Source organism: Rhodococcus sp. 1R11, assembly GCF_004563845.1.
GTDB lineage: Bacteria > Actinomycetota > Actinomycetes > Mycobacteriales > Mycobacteriaceae > Rhodococcoides.
The window spans coordinates 41594-58545 of record NZ_SPNG01000011.1 but is presented as its reverse complement, the minus strand read 5'-3'; the positions used below and the strand labels follow the sequence as shown (position 1 = coordinate 58545).

The window sequence follows — 16952 nt, the reverse complement described above, 5'->3', positions numbered from 1 at the left end:
TATTACTGAACTACAGAGGAGTCACCATGAAACCCAGTGGACGCTCGTTCGGTCGCCCCGGCGGCTGGCAGCACGCAGATGTTCCCGACGCCACCGATGCCGGCGACTGGTTCGGCGGCAGACTGCCCGACAGCTGGTTCGAGGGCACCGCGTCGGTCGAGGTGGATCGCGAGGAGATCGTGGTGGTCGGGACGTTGCCCACCGAAGGGAGCAGTTCACCTGCCGCCACCGAAGGTCGCATCGCCCGATTCCGCGAAGGCACCCGGGCCGAGCGCATGCAGATTGCCGACGAGGCCGAGAAGCGCTACGGACGCAAGGTTGCCTGGGGAGTTCGGACCGATTCCGAGGTAGTCCTGTTCACCCACCTGGCCGTCCCGGTCATGACCCGCCTGCGTCAGCCCGAACGACGCGTCCTCGACACCCTCGTCGATGCCGGAGTCGCGCGGTCTCGTGCAGACGCTCTGTCGTGGGCCGTGAAGTTGGTCGGCGAGCACACACAGGACTGGTTGGACGAACTGCGCGGAGCCATGTCGACAGTGGACGAACTACGCAAAAAGGGGCCCTCGGTCTAAATCGCTTGCGGACTACCCACGTTCGGCATTAGCGTGGAGATCGCCTTGTTGCCCACAGATTCGGAGAGGCCATTGCTCTTCCAAAGGTTCTAGACGCCTGCAGATCGACCGCACGCACACCTTTGGAGCATCCATGCCTCATTCGTCTTCCCTCTCTGTCTCCGACCTGACGTTCTCCTGGCCTGACGGCGACCCCGTGTTCGACGCTTTGTCGGCCCTCTTTCCGAGTGGCACAACAGGTCTCGTCGGCTCGAACGGTGCCGGAAAGTCGACCCTTCTGAGATTGCTCGCCGGAGAACTGACGCCGCAGCGCGGTTCGATTTCGATGCCCGGGGTCCTTGGTTATCTCCGTCAGGACATCGCACTCGACCCCGAGCTCCCCGTGGATCGCGTGCTGGCTATCGATTCGGTCCGAAAGTCATTGCATCGCATCGAATCCGGTACATCATCCGAGGACGATTTCGCCATCGTCGGATCGGCCTGGGACGTCGAGGAGCGCGCGCTGGCGTTGCTGAACAAGCTCGGGCTCGGCGGCATCGTCGGCTCCCTCGACGACCTGGATCGACCGGTCGGCACCCTGTCCGGTGGCGAAGCAATACTGCTGGCTCTCACCGCTCAGTTGCTGGCCGAACCCGACGTACTGCTGTTGGACGAGCCGACGAACAACCTGGATCTCGTTGCACGAGAACGTCTGTATGCGGCCGTCGACGGATACTCGGGGGTGCTCGTCGTCTGCAGCCACGACCTCGAACTGCTCGAGCGTGTCGATACCATCGCCGAGGTTCGCGCCGAACGCACCGGCCCTTCGCGGGTGCGCATGTTCGGTGGAAACTACACGCACTACCGATCGGTGATCGACGCCGAGCAGGAAGCCGCACGGGCGAGCATCCGAGACGCCAAGAACGAGGTGCGCAAGCAGGAACGCGAATTGGTCGACACACAAATCAAACTCGATCGCAGGTTGCGCTACGGCAAGAAGATGGCCGAACAGAAGCGCGTGCCTCCCATCCTTGCGGGCCGACGTAAGCGGGCCGCGCAAGAATCGGCCGGCAAACTACGCGGTACCCACAGCGACCGCGTCGGCGATGCCCGAACGTCATTGTCCGCTGCCGAGGACCTCCTGCGCGACGACCGCGAGATACGCGTCGACCTGCCCGGAACGAAAGTTCATCCGGGACAAATAGTTCTGACTCATGACGACGTTCATGTCGTCGGACCCGAGCGCATCGCACTCGTCGGGCCGAACGGAAGCGGCAAGACCACCCTGCTGCGCAGGCTCGACGCCGCCGAAGCCGAAGTGCCATGGAAATACCTTCCGCAACGCCTCGACATCTTCGACGAATCACGCACCGTCGCCGAGAACATCGCCGACGTGGCCCCGCACGCCACCGCCGAACAGATCCGTGGCCAACTGGCCCGATTCCTTTTCCGCGGATCCGACGCCGACGCAGTCGTCGCCACCCTCTCCGGAGGCGAGCGACTGCGAGCCGCACTGGCACGAATCCTGCTCGCCGAGCCTGCTCCGAAACTACTGATGCTCGACGAGCCCACCAACAACCTCGACATCACCAGCCGCCAACACCTCATCGACGCACTGAAAACATTCGAGGGTGCGCTGATCATCGCAAGCCATGATCGCCCGTTCCTCGACGCCATCGGACCTACCCGCACCATCGACCTGACACCGACCGCGGAGCTCACCGAGTCGGCCGAGGAAACACCCACCCGGGAAACACCCACCCGGGGGGAGTCAATGTGACGTTTGGTGGACGGGAGTGAAGCCTGCGGAACGACCCACGGGCGCAGTGTGGGGGTCAATGTCACGTCGAGTGGACTCGACGGGCAACAATCGGGGGGTGGAATACGCCTCGAATGCAGACGATGGGACGCGGATCGCATACACGGTGGTGGGGTCCGGGCCGCCGCTGTTGATGGTGCACGGCAGTTTCCTGACGCACACGATCTGGCGGACGTTCGGTTACGTGAAGGCGCTGCGCGGAACTCGGCAGCTGATTCTGGTCGACAGTCGCGGGCACGGTCGCAGCGAGAAGCCCCATACTCCCGACGCGTATGCCATGACCAACTTCGTCGGCGATCTGACGGCGGTCCTCGACGCGGTAGGCGCTCGGACCGTCGACTATCTGGGGTATTCGTTCGGTGCACGGGCCGGTATCGCGTTGACGGCAGCGAAGCCCGAACGCGTGCGTTCACTCGCGGTGGGCGGCGGTAGTCACGGCGCTCAGGCGGGCGCGTTCGACAGGCTCTTCTTCCCGGGCTGCGCGGACGTGTTGGAGCACAGCGGCATGGACGGATTCATAGAGGCATGGAACGAGCACCGCATGCTTCCCGTCGACGCCGGTACGCGAGCGGTGTTCGTCGCCAACGATGCCCGAGCCATGGCTGCATACATCCGCGCATGCGACGCCGATCTCGGACTACCCGACGAGGTCTTGCAGCACTTCACCCAACCGTCGCTGTTCTACGTCGGCAGTGAGGACCGAACCCGACTCGACGACACCCGGGCAGCTGCCGCCCTGGTGCCCGCATCCGAACTGCACATCGTTCGCGGATTCGACCACGCCACGACGATGGCCGCATCGGACGAGGTGCTCGAACACCTCGAACGGTTCTGGAACAACTGAGCTGAGCGCCCACAATTCGCGTCGAAAAGCGGGATCCCGCCTCGCGCAGCGAATAGTGGACGCTCACGTCACCTACGACTACCGAACCTGCCAGCCCCACCCGCAACTGAGCTGAGCGTCCACAATTCGCGTCGAAAAGCGGGATTCCGCCTCGCGCAGCGAATAGTGGACGCTCACGTCACCTCTTCAGTGCGGGGAACTGGTCGTCACGCCACTCCGTCTCCAGTGGCCCGACCGCTGCGTCCTCGCGGGCGCGCAACTCCACGCGGCGGATCTTGCCCGAGATGGTTTTGGGTAGCTCGAAGAACTCGATGCGCCGTACTCGCAGGAACGGTGCCAGGTGCTCGCGGGCGTACTTCAAGATCTCGAATGCCGTGGCTTCGTTGGGTTCCCAGCCGGCAGCGAGTGCAACGTATGCCTTCGGGACGGCCAACCGCGTCTCGTCGGGAGCCGGAACGACGGCCGCCTCGGCCACCGCGGGGTGTTCGATCAGCACGCTCTCGAGCTCGAACGGGGAGATCTTGTAGTCGGAGGCCTTGAACACGTCGTCGGTGCGGCCGACGTAGGTGATGTAGCCCTCGGAATCCCGCGATGCGACGTCACCGGTGTGGTAGTAACCGTCGGCCATGACGGCAGCGTTGCGTTCGGGGTCGCCGAGATAGCCGGTCATCAAGTTGAACGGCTGCTGCGCCAGGTCGAGGCAGATTTCGCCCTCGTCGGCCAGTTCGCCGGTGGTGGGGTCGACGATCACCACGGGGACGCCGGGCAGAGGCCGACCCATCGATCCGGACTTCAGCACCGCACCCGGCGTATTGGCAACCAGCGCAGTGGTTTCGGTCTGGCCGAAGCCGTCCCTGATGTTCAGGCCCCAGTCCTGCTGCACCCGCGAGATCACTTCCGGATTGAGCGGTTCACCGGCCCCGATCGTTTCTCGCAACGATCCACCCCCGCCGCCGAGGTCGGCCTGAATCAGCATGCGCCACACAGTCGGCGGGGCACAGAAGGTGGTCACCTCAGCGCGACGGATTTGCTCGAGCAGTGCTTTCGCGTCGAACTTGCCGTAGTTGTAGATGAAGATGGTCGCTTCGGCGATCCACGGGGCAAAGAAGCAACTCCAGGCATGCTTGGCCCAGCCGGGCGAGCTGATGTTCAGGTGCACGTCGCCCGGACGTAGCCCGAGGAAGTACATCGTGCTCAGATGCCCAGCGGGATAGGAGATCTGAGTGTGTTCGACGAGTTTGGGCTTGCTGGTGGTGCCGGAGGTGAAGTACATCAGCAGGCGGTCGGTGGGCGCGGTGACCGACTCGAACGGCTCGGCCTCGACAGAACGAGCATCGGAATAGTCGACCCAACCATCATGAGCGGCAGTGGCGATTCGCAGATAGTCCCCGGGCACGTCGTCGAATTTGCCGATGTCCGAGGGGTTCACGATCACCGCGCGAGCGTTGCCGCGCACTACTCGGTCGGTGAGGTCGGCGGACCCGATCGCAGTGGTCGTCGGCATCAGGACCGCTCCGAGCTTCATCACCGCGAGCATCGACTCCCAGAGTTCCACCTGGTTGCCCAGCATCAGGATCACCGAGTCGCCGCGGCCGATTCCCTGCGATTCGAGCCAACGAGCCACCTGATCGGAGCGACGCGCCATGTCGTCGAAACTGTATTTGGCCTCGCTGCCGTCCTCTTCGACGATCCACAGCGCGGTGCCGTCGTTGCCACGGGCGATCGTGTCGAACCAATCGATGGCCCAGTTGAACGTCTCGCCGAACGACGGCCATTCGAAAGTCGCTACCGCACGGTCGTAGTCGCCGTAAGTGTCGATCAGTAGATCGCGTGCGTTTCTGAATGCCGTATATGCCGAGTCGACCATGTTTCCTCCTGCGCCTGTGATGCCCATCACCGCCACCGTAGGGGAGATGAACAATCCCTCGCTACCCCTGAACGGGGGTGGCAACTCGGCTAGCCTCGATCACCGTGGCCATCCGATTCTTTGCGATCGCGTGCGTACTGGGGATCGTTCATGCTGCGTTCTCCGCCTATTGGGCTGTAGGCGGTCGATGGATGCTCGACACCGTCGGTGCCTTCGCCACCGAGTGGGTCGACTCCGAACCGGCAACGGCACGAACGGCACTGCTGGTGCTTGCACTCGTCAAACTCGCCGCAGCAATTCTTCCGGCACTCGCGTACATGAACCGGCCCCGCCTGGCAGCACAGAACCGGACCCGGTTGCCGTCGTTGATCTTCGGCATATCCTGGCCCGGCTCTGTACTGCTGATTCTCTGGGGCGGAGCGTCGTTCATCGGCGCGATGATCGGCCTGATCGTCTCGGACGAGAACCGAAGCGTCAAGTACGGTCACCTGTTTTTCGACGGCATCTTCCTGCTGTGGGGTGCCGCTCTTCTGACGGCTTTGGTCCTCGCCCGAAAAGCCCCGTACCAACCGCGTTAGATACGCTCCCCGGTCTCCGGGTGGAACAGATGGATCGCACCGTCGAGTCGCGTCAGACCGATGCTTTCGCCGATCTTGGCCGGAGCTCGGACGGCCGAGCGCGCGACGAGTGAGACCGGACCGCCATCGAGACCCTTGACCTTCGGGTCGTCGAGGTGTGCGTAGAGGTAGGACTCGCTGCCGAGTTCCTCGATCAGATCCACCTTGCCCTCGAAGCCTTCACCGCCGCCGTGCACGATGCCGAGCTGCTCCGGGCGTAGCCCGACCGTGACGTTGTCGAGACCCAGGCTCGCGAGCTTGGTCAGCTCGTCGCGTTCGAGGGGAAGCAGGAAGCTACCGATCTGCACGCCACCCGAGCCGATGGGAACCGTCATCAAGTTCATTGCAGGCGAGCCGATGAAGCCGGCGACAAATGCGTTGACGGGGTTGTCGTACAGGTCTGTGGGAGAGGCGAACTGCTGCAGTTTGCCGCCGCGCAGCACGGCAACACGATCGCCCATCGTCATGGCCTCGACCTGGTCGTGGGTGACGTAGACCGTCGTGGTGCCGAGCCGGCGCTGCAACGCCGCGATCTGCGTACGCGTCTGGACTCGCAGTTTCGCGTCGAGGTTGGACAGGGGCTCGTCCATGCAGAACACCTGCGGCTCACGAACGATGGCACGCCCCATGGCAACTCGCTGACGCTGACCGCCCGAGAGCTTGCCGGGCTTGCGGTCGAGGTACTCGGTGAGGTCGAGGATCTTCGCGGCCTCGGCCACCTTTTTCGTGCGCTCCTCGAGGGACACACCGCGCATCTTGAGTGCGAAACCCATGTTCTCCCCGACGGTCTTGTTGGGGTACAGGGCGTAGTTCTGGAACACCATCGCGATATCGCGGTCCTTCGACGGCACCCCCACCATGTTCTTGCCACCGATCTCGATGGCACCACCGTCGATCTCCTCGAGACCGGCGAGCATCCGCAGAGCAGTGGACTTGCCGGAGCCGGAAGGCCCGACCAGAACGACGAATTCGCCGTCCTGGATGTCGAGGTCGAGTGAATCGACGGCGAGCTTGTCGGCACCTTCGTAGACGCAGGATGCCTTCTTGTACGTGATTGCAGCCATGAGACTTTCTCCTACTTGATTGCGCCGAAGGACAGGCCGCGCACGAGCTTGTTCTGCGCGAACCATCCGGCAAGGACGACGGGAAGTGCTGCGAACGTCGCAGCTGCGGAAAGCTGGGCCCAGTACAGGCCCTGACCGGTGATGAATCCGACGAGGTACACCGGAATCGTCTGAGCCTGAACGGCAGTGAGGTTGACCGCGAAGAAGAACTCGTTCCACGAGAAGATGACGCAGATCAACGACGTGGCCGCGATGCCGGGCGAGACCAGCGGCAGGATCACCTCACGTACCGAGGTCCACAGTGACGCGCCGTCCATACTCGCGGCTTCGAGCAGTTCGCTCGGCACCTCGAGGAAGAACGATCGCATCATCCACACGGCGATCGGGAGATTCATCGCGGTGTACAGCACGACCAAAGTCCAGATGTTGTCGAGCATTCCGATGTCACCGACGATGACGTACAACGGGACGATCGCGGCGACGACGGGCAGCATCTTGGTGGAGATGAAGAAGAACAGCACGTCCTTCGTCTTCTCGACCGGTCGCAGTGACAGGGCAAAGGCGGCCGGAACACCCAGCAACAGAACGAAGATCGTCGATACGACCGTCGCGAACGCCGAGTTCAGCAAGGTGGTGCCGATGCCACTCTCCAGGACCCCTCGATACTGATCGAGGGTCGGTGTGAAGAACAGCTTGGGCGGGTCGGAGTAGGCGTCGGCCTCCTGCTTGAAACCGGTGAGAACCATCCACAGCACCGGGAAGAAGAACGCGATGCCTGCGACCCAGGCGACGAAGGACCAGATCGACCCCGGGCCCCACTTGCTCTTGCGCTTGATCGGCGCGGAGGTAGTTGTCTTGTTCACAGTTGCGGTACTCATCACGCAGCCTCCTCGGTTCCGCTGAAGCTCTTGAAGATCAGTCTCAGCGCCAGGGTGCTGACGATGATGGTGGCGACGACGGTGACGACGCCCATGGCCGCAGCCTGGCCGATGTCGAAGCCGAGGAACGCTCGCTGGTAGATGTAGAACGGCAGGTTCGCGCTCGCCACACCCGGTCCGCCGGAGGTCATCATGTAGACCGCGTCGAAGGTGTTGACGAGGTAGATCGCACCGAGAACGGCACCGAGCTCGATGAATCGACGCAGATGCGGCAGCGTCAGTTCACGGAACAGCTTGACCGGCCCTGCCCCGTCGACCCGCGCGGCCTCGGCGATGTCCTTCGGCATCGACTGCAGGCCGGCAAGGATCAACAGCATCATGAACGGGGTCCACTGCCAGATCAGGTTCGCCATGACGGCGGGCAGTGGGTAGCGCGAGACCCAGTCGATCTGATCGACACCGAACGGGCTCAGCGCGAAGTTGATCAGGCCGAAGACCGGATCGAACATCGTGGTCTTCCAGATCAACGCACCGGCGACCGGGGTGATCAGGAACGGAGTGATCAGCAGGGTACGAATCAGGCTGCGGCCGATGAACTTCCGGTCCAACAGCAGAGCCAGGAACAACCCGAGAACCACCGAGATGATGACGGTTCCGACGATCATGATCACCGTGTTGAGAGCGACCTCACGGAACTGGCTGTCCTGGAAGACTGCAACATAGTTGTTCAGCCAGTTGAACTTCTGCGATCCGGGCCGCACCAAGTTCCACGACTGCGTCGAGTAGTACAGCGTGAACAGAAACGGAACCTGGGTGACGAGAATGGCGAAGACCATGGCCGGGAGCAGCGGTCCGCGTCGTCGCCACCCTTCGGCCTTGGAGATCGTTCTCGGTCTCGGCACGAACTCCTCGGAATCGGCCTGCGCCGATCGTGTTTCGGTGGTGGTCATCCCTGGCCCTCCTGGTACGTCTTGCCGACCACTTCGGCGTACTGCTGCGCTTGTTCGAGCGCGTCGTGGACGCTGATTCGTCCTGCCACTGCGGCACTGATCTGTTGACTGACGCGAGTTCCGAGGTCCTGGAACTCGGGGATGGTCAGGAATTGCACTCCGGTGTACGGGACCGGATCGACCGTCGGCTTGTTGGGATCCGCACCGTTGATCGAATCGAGAGTGACCTGCCCGTACGCAGCGGAGGCTTCCGCGTATTCAGGAATCTGGTAGGTCGACAGACGGCTGCCGGGAGGTACACGTTCCCAACCTAATTCGTTGCCGACCTTGTTCAGGTATTCCTTGCTGGTCATCCACGAGACGAATTTCCAGGCGTCGTCAGGGTTCTCGGACGTCTTCGGGATACCGAGCGCCCAGGAGTACAGCCACCCGTTGTCGCCCTTGGCGGCCGACGGTGCTTTGGCGTAGCCGATCTTGCCGACCACGTTCGACGATGTCGGGTCTTCGAGTACCGACACTGCAGATGTGGCGTCGTACCACATTGCCGTATTTCCCTGCGAGAGCTGCGTTCCGCATTCGCTGAAACCGCTTGTCGCTGCGCCTGCCTGACCGTGCTCACGTACCAGGTCGACGTAGAACTGAACGGCCTGTTCCACCTCTGGGCTGTTGAGCTGGGCGTTCCAGTTCTCGTCGAACCACCGTCCACCGAAGGCGTTGATGACGGTATCCAACGGGGCGAGTACTTCACCCCAACCGGGCTTTCCGCGCAGGCAGATTCCCGATACGTCCGGGCTGTCGAGCTTCGCGGCCGCGTCGGCGACTTCCTGCCAGGTGGGCTCCTCCGGCATCGTGATGCCGGCAGCCTCCATCAGGTCCTTGCGGTACATCAGGAACGACGACTCACCGTAGAAGGGCACCGAGTACATGCTGCCCTCGTACGACAGCGATTCCTTCAACGTGGGGATGAAGTCGTCCTCGTCGTAGCCCGGTGTGGCGTCGGCATACTCGGACAGATTGGTCAGCCAGCCGTTCTCGGCCCACTGCGGGGTCTCGAAGTTGCTGATCATCACCACGTCGAACTCGCCGCCGCCGGTCGCCACCGACGCAGTGATCTTCGCCCGCGCCTCGTTCTCGGACAGCGACACGAACTTCAGATTGATACCCGGGTTCTCCGCCTCGAACTCCGGAGCAAGGGAAATGGCATCGGACATCTGCGAATTCGAGACGATCGCAACGGTGATCGTCTTGCCATCACCGTCACCACCGAACGAGCCGGCTCCGGCACATCCGGACAGCACCAAGGTTGTCGCGAGCGATGCCGCGACAGCCACTTTCGGTAGAACCCTCACTGAAATACCTTTCCATTGGAGGTTGCCGTTGCAGGAGCTTGCGCAACGAGCCAACGTGCACTTTCGATGTCGGTCACCAGGATCGAGGCCAGTCCGCCGCGCAGAGCACCGAGCAGCGCCTCGTGTTTGCGTTGTCCACCGGTGACGAGCACAGCCCGATCGCACGCCCTGATGGCGTCGAGCCCCACCGACACGGTTCGGCCGGGGAGCGATCCTCCGGTGTCCTGTCCGTCGGCGTCGTAGAACCGCCCGCCGATCTCGCCCACCGCGCCGAGCCGGCGCAGTTCGTCGAGAACCTCGAGGTCGATGAAGCTGCCCTCGAACAACGTGGTGGACGTGGAAACGGGACCGATGCCGTACATCATCACATCGGCATCGGCCCCGGCTTTGAGGGCGCGAGAGATCACGGAATCCTGCTCCAGCGCAACCACTGTCGCCTGGTCGGCGTACAGCGGAGCATTGAGCCGAATGGGCGTCGCCTGTAGATAGGAAGCGCACCGCCCGAGCGTGTATTCGACGCCGGTCTGATAGTCGGCCGAGGTGATGGAACCGTCGAGTTGAACCACCGCAGCACATTTGGTGGACCTTGTCTTGAGCGAACTCGCGACGGCCACCGTTTCGGGCCCCCAGGTGAAACCGAGAACGTCCTGATCCTTGAGTCGACGGGAGAGCAACGTCGCCGCCGCTCGGCCGAGGGATCCGTAGCCGGAGTCCGTGCCGTCGATGACGTCCGAGACGACCAACACCTCGGTGAGCCCGTACTGCGCCTCGAGCTCACGCTCGACGTCCGCATGCACGGTGCCCTGCAACTCGTCGGGGACGTTGATCTCGATCGTCACGAGCCCTTGGGAACGAGCCCGCGCGACCAGTCGTCCTGCAGTCGGGCGCGAGACGCCCAGCTTCACGGCGATCTCGGCCTGCGTCGCACCTTCGAGGTGGTACATGGTGGCGGCGCGCAGAGCCAGCCGGAGATCTTCTCCGGACCGCGCGGACTTTGCCCCACTGGGCTCCGATCCGTCCATTACGCCTCCCCGCCTGGTGAGCAGATGCTCAGCTCGTGTTCATCTGCTCACTAAGCTAACATTAAGGTGTGATCCACACAACACCCTCTGATCGGGAGACTCCTGTGCCACAGTCGATGGACGTCAGCGTTCTCAGCGGACCCCAGCACATCGAGCTGGAGCGTCGGCCGGTACCCACACCCGCGGCCGACGAGGTCCTGGTCCAGGTCACCGCCGTCGGCGTGTGCGGGTCCGATGCGCATTACTACCGGGAGGGACGCATCGGCGACCACGTCGTCGACGGCCCATTGGTCCTCGGTCACGAGGCGGCAGGCGTGATCGTCGCGGTCGGCTCCGATGTGTCCGACGCCCGCGTCGGGCAGCGGGTCTCCATCGAACCGCAGCGTCCCGATCCCACCAGCGCCCAGTCGCGCGCCGGCCGCTACAACCTTTGCCCGGCCATGGAATTCTTCGCCACGCCGCCGATCGACGGCGCGCTGGCAGAGTACGTACTGATCCAGTCGGTGTTCGCCCACGACGTCCCCGACTCGATCTCCGATGAGGCCGCAGCACTGTTCGAGCCGCTGTCGGTCGGTATCGCGTCGGCGCAGAAGGCCGGAATCACCGCCGGATCCAGCGTGCTCATCGCCGGCGCAGGCCCGGTCGGCATCGTCACCGCCCAGGTGGCCCGTGCTTTCGGTGCCACCGAAGTGATCGTCAGTGACATCGACGCACCGCGACGTGACAATGCCGCCGAACTCGGTGCGACACGTGTGCTCGATCCAGCAGTGGACGACGTCCGTGCGCTCGAAGTGGACGCGTTCATCGACGCATCGGGTGCCGCTCGCGCCGTCGTCGACGGCATTCATGCTGTGCGGCCGGCGGGTACCGTCGTACTGGTGGGCATGGGCGGTTCGGATTACCCGCTCCCCATCTCACTGATTCAGAACCGAGAACTGGTTCTCACCGGTGTCTTTCGGTACGCCAACACATGGCCGATCGCGCGCGAGCTCGTCCTGGCCGGTCGCGTCGACCTCGATGCCATGGTCACCGCGCGTTTCGGCCTCGATCGCGTCGAAGATGCCCTGAACGCAGACAAGCAACCCGGCAGCATCAAAGCCGTTGTGATTCCTGGTCTTTCCCAGAGCCCATCGAAGGAGACGAACGTATGAAGTTGAACTCGCGCAATCTCGACGACTTCATCGAGGACGTGGCCGTTCCCACCTACGACCGTTCCGACGTCACCGTGGGCATCGTGCATTTCGGTGTCGGCGGCTTCCATCGAGCACATCAAGCGATGTACATCGACCGGTTGTTGCAACAGGGGCAGGGGTCCGAGTGGGGCATCTGCGGAGTCGGCGTACTTCCTGGTGACCGTCGAATGAAGGACGTGATGGAGGCGCAGGACTGCCTGTACACGTTGGCGCTCAAGCATTCCGACGGCACCTGGGACACCCGCGTCGTCGGATCCATCGTCGAATATCTCTTCGCGCCGGACGACATAGAGGCCGTCGTCGAGAAGATGGCCGCGGAGACCACGAGGATCGTCTCCCTCACGATCACCGAGGGCGGATACAACTTCTCCGCGACGACGGGCGAGTTCGACGTCGAGAACCCCGCCATCGTCGCCGATCTCGCGGACGGGGCCGTTCCGGCAACCACTTTCGGGCTCGTCGTGGAGGCATTGTCACGGCGCAAGGAACGCGGACTGAAGCCGTTCACGATCATGTCGTGCGACAACATCGAAGGCAACGGCCACATCGCACAATCGACATTCACCACCTTCGCCCGCCTGAAGGATCCGGCTCTCGCGGAGTGGATCACCGCAGAAGGGGCGTTCCCCAACTCCATGGTCGACCGCATCACTCCGGTCACGACACCGGAAGTGATCGAGGAACTCTCGGCTCGCTACGCCATCGACGACCAGTGGCCCGTAGCCGGTGAGCCGTTCACACAGTGGGTGCTCGAGGACAACTTCACGCTGGGACGCCCCTCTTTCGAAGACGTCGGAGTTCAGGTTGTCGACGACGTCACGCCGTACGAGCTGATAAAGCTACGGCTGCTCAACGCCAGCCATCAGGCGCTCGCGTATTTCGGCTACCTCAGCGGTTTTCGACTGGTGCACGAAGTCTGTCAGGACCCGCAGTTCGCCGCGTTCCTGCTCGCGTACATGGACGAGGAAGCAACGCCCACATTGCAACCCGTTCCCGGCATCGACCTCGCCGAATACAAGCACACGCTCATCGAACGGTTCTCCAACCCGGAAATCCGCGACACCGTCGCGCGCCTGTGCGCCGAGTCCTCGGATCGAATTCCCAAGTGGCTCTTGCCCGTCATCCGCAAGAATCTCGAGAGCGGCGGTGAGATCACTCGCTCCACCGCAGTCGTTGCCAGTTGGGCACGCTACGCCGAGGCGGTCGACGAGGCCGGTGAGCCCATCGACATCGTCGATCAACTGAAGGATTCACTCGTTCCGATCGCGCAGAGTCAGCGGGAGAATCCGACGGCCTTCATCGCCAACCGCGCGGTGTTCGGGGATCTGATCGACAACGAGCGGTTCGTCGCCGAGTACACGAAACAACTGACATCACTTCAGGAAAACGGTGCGCGCGCAACCCTCGAATCACTCATGTCGACTCACTGAATCTCTCGGTGTCTCGAACCTGGCCAGAGACGATGACGGTATCGCCCGCACCGATCACCGTCTCCGCCGTGGCGTAGGTGAACCCTTCACCCAGACGCTTGACTGCGACGACGGTGACTCCGTGCTTGGTGCGGATTCCACTCTCGCCCAGTGTTTTTCCTATCAGTGAGGCCGGCGGCGACGTCTTCGCCATGGCGTAGCCGTCGTCGAACTCGATGTAGTCCATCATCCGACCACGTACCAGGTGAGCTACTCGCTTACCCATGTCGTGCTCGGGCCTGACGACGTGGTGGACGCCGATCTGGCTGAGAATCTTGGCGTGCGCGTTGCTCAGAGCCTTGGCCCAGATGGTCGACATCGACAGATTCACCAGAGCCGATGCGGTGAGCAGGCTCGCTTCGAGATTGGAGCCGATGCCCACGACGGCGCGGTCGTACTCGTGTACCGAAAGTTGTCGCAACGACTCCTCGTCGGTGGTATCGGCCACCACAGCATGCGTCAAACGGTCTGCCACGCGTTGCACTACGGCCTCGTCGCTGTCGACGCCGAGCACCTCGACTCCCTGGCTCATCAGTTCCAGCGCCAGCGACTTACCGAAGCGGCCGAGACCGAGAACGACGACGACGTCGGAGGACGGTTTCCTAGCCAATGAACGGCCTTTCCGTGGGAAGCATGTAGCGCCGACCGCGGTCGCGGGCGGCGAGAGCACTGACCAGAGTGATGGAACCGATGCGGCCCAGATACATCAGGACGATCAGAATCATCTGGCCCCAGCCGGGCAACTGTGCTGTGATGCCGGTGGACAGGCCCACCGTCGCGAATGCCGAGACGACCTCGAAGAGAAGCACGTCGAGGTCGAAGTTCGTGCCGGCCAGCAGCGCCACCACCGGAACCAACACCAACGCGACACCGATCAGCGCGACGGTCAACGCCTGACGCTGCACGCGTGCGTCCATTCGACGACCGAACACCGTCACCTCGCGGTCACCGCGGATTTCGGCCACGATGACGAACAGCAGCAAGGCAAATGTGGTGACCTTGATGCCGCCTGCCGTACCGCCGCTGCCACCACCGATGAACATCAGGACATCGGTGATCAACAGGGTCGCGTTGTCCACATCCGCGTAATCGACGCTGTTGAAGCCTGCGGTGCGGGGCATGACGCCCTGGAACATCGCAACGAGCATCTTGTCCCAGAACCCGAATCCGCCCAGGGTTCTCGACCACTCGAAAAGCAACACCACCGTCGGACCGAGAACCAACAGAACGGCGGTGACGGACAACGTCATCCGGGTGTGCAAGGTCCAGCGCTTGCGAGAACGAACGCCGCGGGCACGCGATCGGATACGACGGGCGATCTCGAACAGAACCGGAAACCCGATGCCGCCCAACACGACCGCGATCAACAACGGCACACAGATCCACGGGTCGGTGGCGAACCCGATCATGTTGTCGCTGAAGAGAGCGAATCCTGCGTTGTTGAACGCCGACACGGAATGGAAGATCCCCAGCCACAGTGCGCGACCCGGTGGCTCGTCGTAGCCGACGACGAAGCGCGCCGCCAGGGCGATCGCAACGACACTCTCGATGATCAGGCTGGTGCGGAACACACCGACGACGACACTCCTGACGTCGCCCAGCCCCGACGTGCGTACCTCGGCAGCCGCGTTGAGTCTGCCGCGCAGACCTATTCGGTCAGCGAGAACCAATCCCACCAGCGACGCGATCGTCATGATCCCGAATCCGCCGATCTGGATCAGGCCGAGGATCACGCCCTGCCCGAAGCCCGACCAGTACACCGGAGTGTCCACCACGATCAGGCCGGTCAAACTGACCGCCGAGGTCGATGTGAACAACGCCTGCAGAAACCCGGACGCGATCCCGGACTGGGTGGCCATCGGAAGCATCAGCACGCCTGCACCGACCAGGATGGCCAGTGCGAATCCCGACGCCATGAGCCGAACCGGCGTGAGCCGGAAGACCGTGGACCATCGCGATGCCGGGCGAGCGTCTGTCACTCGGGAGACAGTACCGGTGGGACGAGCCGCTTCGCGGCACGTGCGCGGAACTTCGTAGCAGGGGTCGAGTTTCCATACACCTGGGTCATTCCGCGGGCTCCACTCCCGCGCACAAGCGCGTCAGCGCTCCCGCGTCAGCGCACCACTGCCTTCGCCACCGTCCAGGCCCGCCCCTGCGCGCTCAGCGTGAATCCCAATCCAGGACGAGCGGACAGATGCATTCGGCCGTCGCGCGTCTCGAGGTGCTCGTCGAACAGTGGGTCCAACCAGTCGAAGTGCTCGACCCAGGTCTGCAGGGGATACACCGCTGCGAGGTGCAGGTGAATCTCCATCGCGAAGTGCGGGGCAAGCTGCACATTGTGGTGTTCGGCCAACCCGGCCAGTTTCAAGAACTGGGTGATGCCGCCGATTCGGGGTGCATCGGGCTGCAGGATGTCGACCGCGCCCGCCTCGAGGAGACGGACATGCTCGCCGACGCTGGCCAGCATCTCCCCCGTCGCGATGGAGGTGCCGAAAGTCCTGGCCAGCATCGCATGCCCCTCGGCGTCGTAGGCATCGAGCGGTTCCTCGATCCAGACGAGGTCGAACTGCTCGAGAATGCGGCACATGCGGTTCGCCGTCGGCCGATCCCACTGTTGATTGGCGTCGACCATCAGCGGCACGTCGTCACCGAGAAACTCGCGTACCGCGGTGACGCGGGAGATGTCGGTGCGCCAATCCGGCTGACCCACCTTGAGTTTGATGCCACCGATGCCGTTGGCGAGTGACCTGGCCGCGTTGTCCATGACCTCCTCGATCGGGGTGTGCAGAAATCCACCGGAGGTGTTGTACGTCTGCACCGAATCGCGGGACGCGCCGATCAGCTTCGCCAACGGTAACCCGGCGCGCTTGGCCTTGAGATCCCACAGGGCAATATCGATCGCAGCGATTGCCTGTGTGGCCACACCACTGCGGCCGACCGACGCTCCGGCCCACACCAACGTGGTCCAGATCTTGCCGATATCGTTCGGGTCCTCACCGATGAGCACCGGCGCGATCTCCTGGGCGTGCGCGAACTGGGCAGGCCCACCCGCCCGCTTCGAATAGCTGAAACCGATTCCCTCATGGCCCTGTTCGGTACGTATCTCGACGAACAGAAACACCACCTCGGTCATCGCCTTCTGTCGACCGGTGAGAACCTTGGCGTCGCTGATCGGATTGCGCAGCGGCAGCACGATCGAGGACAGCGTCACCTCGGCGATGCGGTCGACGGACGCGTCACCGGATGCGAGGGCTCGAATCGCCGCATCGGGCGCGGTGAGTCCGCTCGAGGGCTTGTCGATGTACGTTGTCATCTCACATCTCCTGTGA

The 16952-nt window shown here is 63.2% G+C and carries 15 protein-coding genes; 6 read left to right on the top strand and 9 right to left on the bottom strand.

Annotation, left to right across the window (positions count from 1 at the left end; genetic code table 11):
- Positions 1-26 precede the first annotated feature (26 nt).
- The 3 genes from E4P29_RS19000 to E4P29_RS18990 all read left to right on the top strand — a co-directional run bounded on the left by E4P29_RS19000 (position 27) and on the right by E4P29_RS18990 (position 3214).
- Positions 27-572, top strand: a complete 546-nt coding sequence (locus E4P29_RS19000; RefSeq protein WP_135046714.1) for a hypothetical protein — start codon at positions 27-29, stop codon at positions 570-572.
- A gap of 133 nt (positions 573-705) precedes the next feature.
- On the top strand, positions 706-2331 hold the full coding sequence (locus E4P29_RS18995; RefSeq protein ID WP_135046713.1) for an ATP-binding cassette domain-containing protein: 1626 nt from the start codon (positions 706-708) through the stop codon (positions 2329-2331).
- Between the two features lie 97 nt (positions 2332-2428).
- Positions 2429-3214, top strand: coding sequence for an alpha/beta hydrolase (locus E4P29_RS18990; RefSeq protein ID WP_209205464.1), 786 nt, complete (start codon positions 2429-2431; stop codon positions 3212-3214).
- 178 nt (positions 3215-3392) lie between these two features.
- On the opposite strand, the gene E4P29_RS18985 is transcribed toward E4P29_RS18990, so the two are convergent.
- Positions 3393-5081: an AMP-binding protein gene (locus E4P29_RS18985; RefSeq protein WP_135046865.1), complete on the bottom strand. Its 1689-nt coding sequence runs from the start codon at positions 5079-5081 to the stop codon at positions 3393-3395.
- Between the two features lie 104 nt (positions 5082-5185).
- On the opposite strand from E4P29_RS18985, the gene E4P29_RS18980 reads away from it, so the two are divergent.
- On the top strand, positions 5186-5659 hold the full coding sequence (locus tag E4P29_RS18980) for a DUF3995 domain-containing protein (RefSeq protein ID WP_209205463.1): 474 nt from the start codon (positions 5186-5188) through the stop codon (positions 5657-5659).
- Here the strand turns inward: E4P29_RS18980 and E4P29_RS18975 are convergent.
- The 5 genes from E4P29_RS18975 to E4P29_RS18955 are packed head-to-tail and all read right to left on the bottom strand — an operon-like array spanning position 5656 to position 10961.
- Positions 5656-6762 carry an ATP-binding cassette domain-containing protein gene (locus E4P29_RS18975; protein WP_032374789.1) on the bottom strand — a complete coding sequence of 369 codons (1107 nt, stop codon included), beginning with the start codon at positions 6760-6762 and terminating at the stop codon, positions 5656-5658. The genes E4P29_RS18980 and E4P29_RS18975 overlap by 4 nt on opposite strands.
- Positions 6763-6773: 11 nt before the next feature.
- Positions 6774-7640: a carbohydrate ABC transporter permease gene (locus E4P29_RS18970; RefSeq protein WP_135046711.1), complete on the bottom strand. Its 867-nt coding sequence runs from the start codon at positions 7638-7640 to the stop codon at positions 6774-6776.
- Positions 7640-8590 (bottom strand): sugar ABC transporter permease, encoded by a 951-nt coding sequence (locus tag E4P29_RS18965; RefSeq protein ID WP_135046710.1) that lies wholly within the window; start codon positions 8588-8590, stop codon positions 7640-7642. Before E4P29_RS18965 ends, E4P29_RS18970 begins: the two co-directional genes overlap by 1 nt.
- Positions 8587-9939 carry a sugar ABC transporter substrate-binding protein gene (locus E4P29_RS18960; protein ID WP_245154401.1) on the bottom strand — a complete coding sequence of 451 codons (1353 nt, stop codon included), beginning with the start codon at positions 9937-9939 and terminating at the stop codon, positions 8587-8589. Before E4P29_RS18960 ends, E4P29_RS18965 begins: the two co-directional genes overlap by 4 nt.
- A complete protein-coding gene (locus E4P29_RS18955) occupies positions 9936-10961 on the bottom strand; it encodes a sugar-binding domain-containing protein (protein WP_135046709.1) in 1026 nt (341 codons plus the stop codon). Before E4P29_RS18955 ends, E4P29_RS18960 begins: the two co-directional genes overlap by 4 nt.
- Before the next feature lie 116 nt (positions 10962-11077).
- Between E4P29_RS18955 and E4P29_RS18950 the strand changes: the two genes are divergently transcribed.
- Together E4P29_RS18950 and E4P29_RS18945 are read left to right on the top strand one after the other, a co-directional pair.
- Positions 11078-12112: an NAD(P)-dependent alcohol dehydrogenase gene (locus E4P29_RS18950; RefSeq protein WP_135046862.1), complete on the top strand. Its 1035-nt coding sequence runs from the start codon at positions 11078-11080 to the stop codon at positions 12110-12112.
- Positions 12109-13584, top strand: a complete 1476-nt coding sequence (locus tag E4P29_RS18945; RefSeq protein WP_135046708.1) for a mannitol dehydrogenase family protein — start codon at positions 12109-12111, stop codon at positions 13582-13584. Before E4P29_RS18950 ends, E4P29_RS18945 begins: the two co-directional genes overlap by 4 nt.
- Here the strand turns inward: E4P29_RS18945 and E4P29_RS18940 are convergent.
- The 3 genes from E4P29_RS18940 to E4P29_RS18930 all read right to left on the bottom strand — a co-directional run bounded on the left by E4P29_RS18940 (position 13568) and on the right by E4P29_RS18930 (position 16936).
- Complete coding sequence (locus E4P29_RS18940; protein WP_135046707.1) at positions 13568-14233, bottom strand: TrkA family potassium uptake protein; 666 nt, start codon at positions 14231-14233, stop codon at positions 13568-13570. The genes E4P29_RS18945 and E4P29_RS18940 overlap by 17 nt on opposite strands.
- Positions 14226-15539 carry a potassium transporter TrkG gene (locus tag E4P29_RS18935; protein ID WP_135046861.1) on the bottom strand — a complete coding sequence of 438 codons (1314 nt, stop codon included), beginning with the start codon at positions 15537-15539 and terminating at the stop codon, positions 14226-14228. The genes E4P29_RS18940 and E4P29_RS18935 overlap by 8 nt, the downstream gene beginning before the upstream one ends.
- 197 nt (positions 15540-15736) lie before the next feature.
- On the bottom strand, positions 15737-16936 hold the full coding sequence (locus E4P29_RS18930; RefSeq protein WP_135046706.1) for a mandelate racemase/muconate lactonizing enzyme family protein: 1200 nt from the start codon (positions 16934-16936) through the stop codon (positions 15737-15739).
- Between the last annotated feature and the right edge of the window lie 16 nt (positions 16937-16952).

Coding starts and splice junctions, on each gene's coding strand:
- E4P29_RS19000 (WP_135046714.1), top strand. CDS start 27: ATGAAACCCAGTGGACGCTCGTTCGGTCGCCCCGGCGGCTGGCAGCAC.
- E4P29_RS18995 (WP_135046713.1), top strand. CDS start 706: ATGCCTCATTCGTCTTCCCTCTCTGTCTCCGACCTGACGTTCTCCTGG.
- E4P29_RS18985 (WP_135046865.1), bottom strand. CDS start 5,081: ATGGTCGACTCGGCATATACGGCATTCAGAAACGCACGCGATCTACTG.
- E4P29_RS18975 (WP_032374789.1), bottom strand. CDS start 6,762: ATGGCTGCAATCACGTACAAGAAGGCATCCTGCGTCTACGAAGGTGCC.
- E4P29_RS18970 (WP_135046711.1), bottom strand. CDS start 7,640: ATGAGTACCGCAACTGTGAACAAGACAACTACCTCCGCGCCGATCAAG.
- E4P29_RS18965 (WP_135046710.1), bottom strand. CDS start 8,590: ATGACCACCACCGAAACACGATCGGCGCAGGCCGATTCCGAGGAGTTC.
- E4P29_RS18955 (WP_135046709.1), bottom strand. CDS start 10,961: ATGGACGGATCGGAGCCCAGTGGGGCAAAGTCCGCGCGGTCCGGAGAA.
- E4P29_RS18950 (WP_135046862.1), top strand. CDS start 11,078: ATGGACGTCAGCGTTCTCAGCGGACCCCAGCACATCGAGCTGGAGCGT.
- E4P29_RS18945 (WP_135046708.1), top strand. CDS start 12,109: ATGAAGTTGAACTCGCGCAATCTCGACGACTTCATCGAGGACGTGGCC.
- E4P29_RS18935 (WP_135046861.1), bottom strand. CDS start 15,539: ATGGCGTCGGGATTCGCACTGGCCATCCTGGTCGGTGCAGGCGTGCTG.
- E4P29_RS18930 (WP_135046706.1), bottom strand. CDS start 16,936: ATGACAACGTACATCGACAAGCCCTCGAGCGGACTCACCGCGCCCGAT.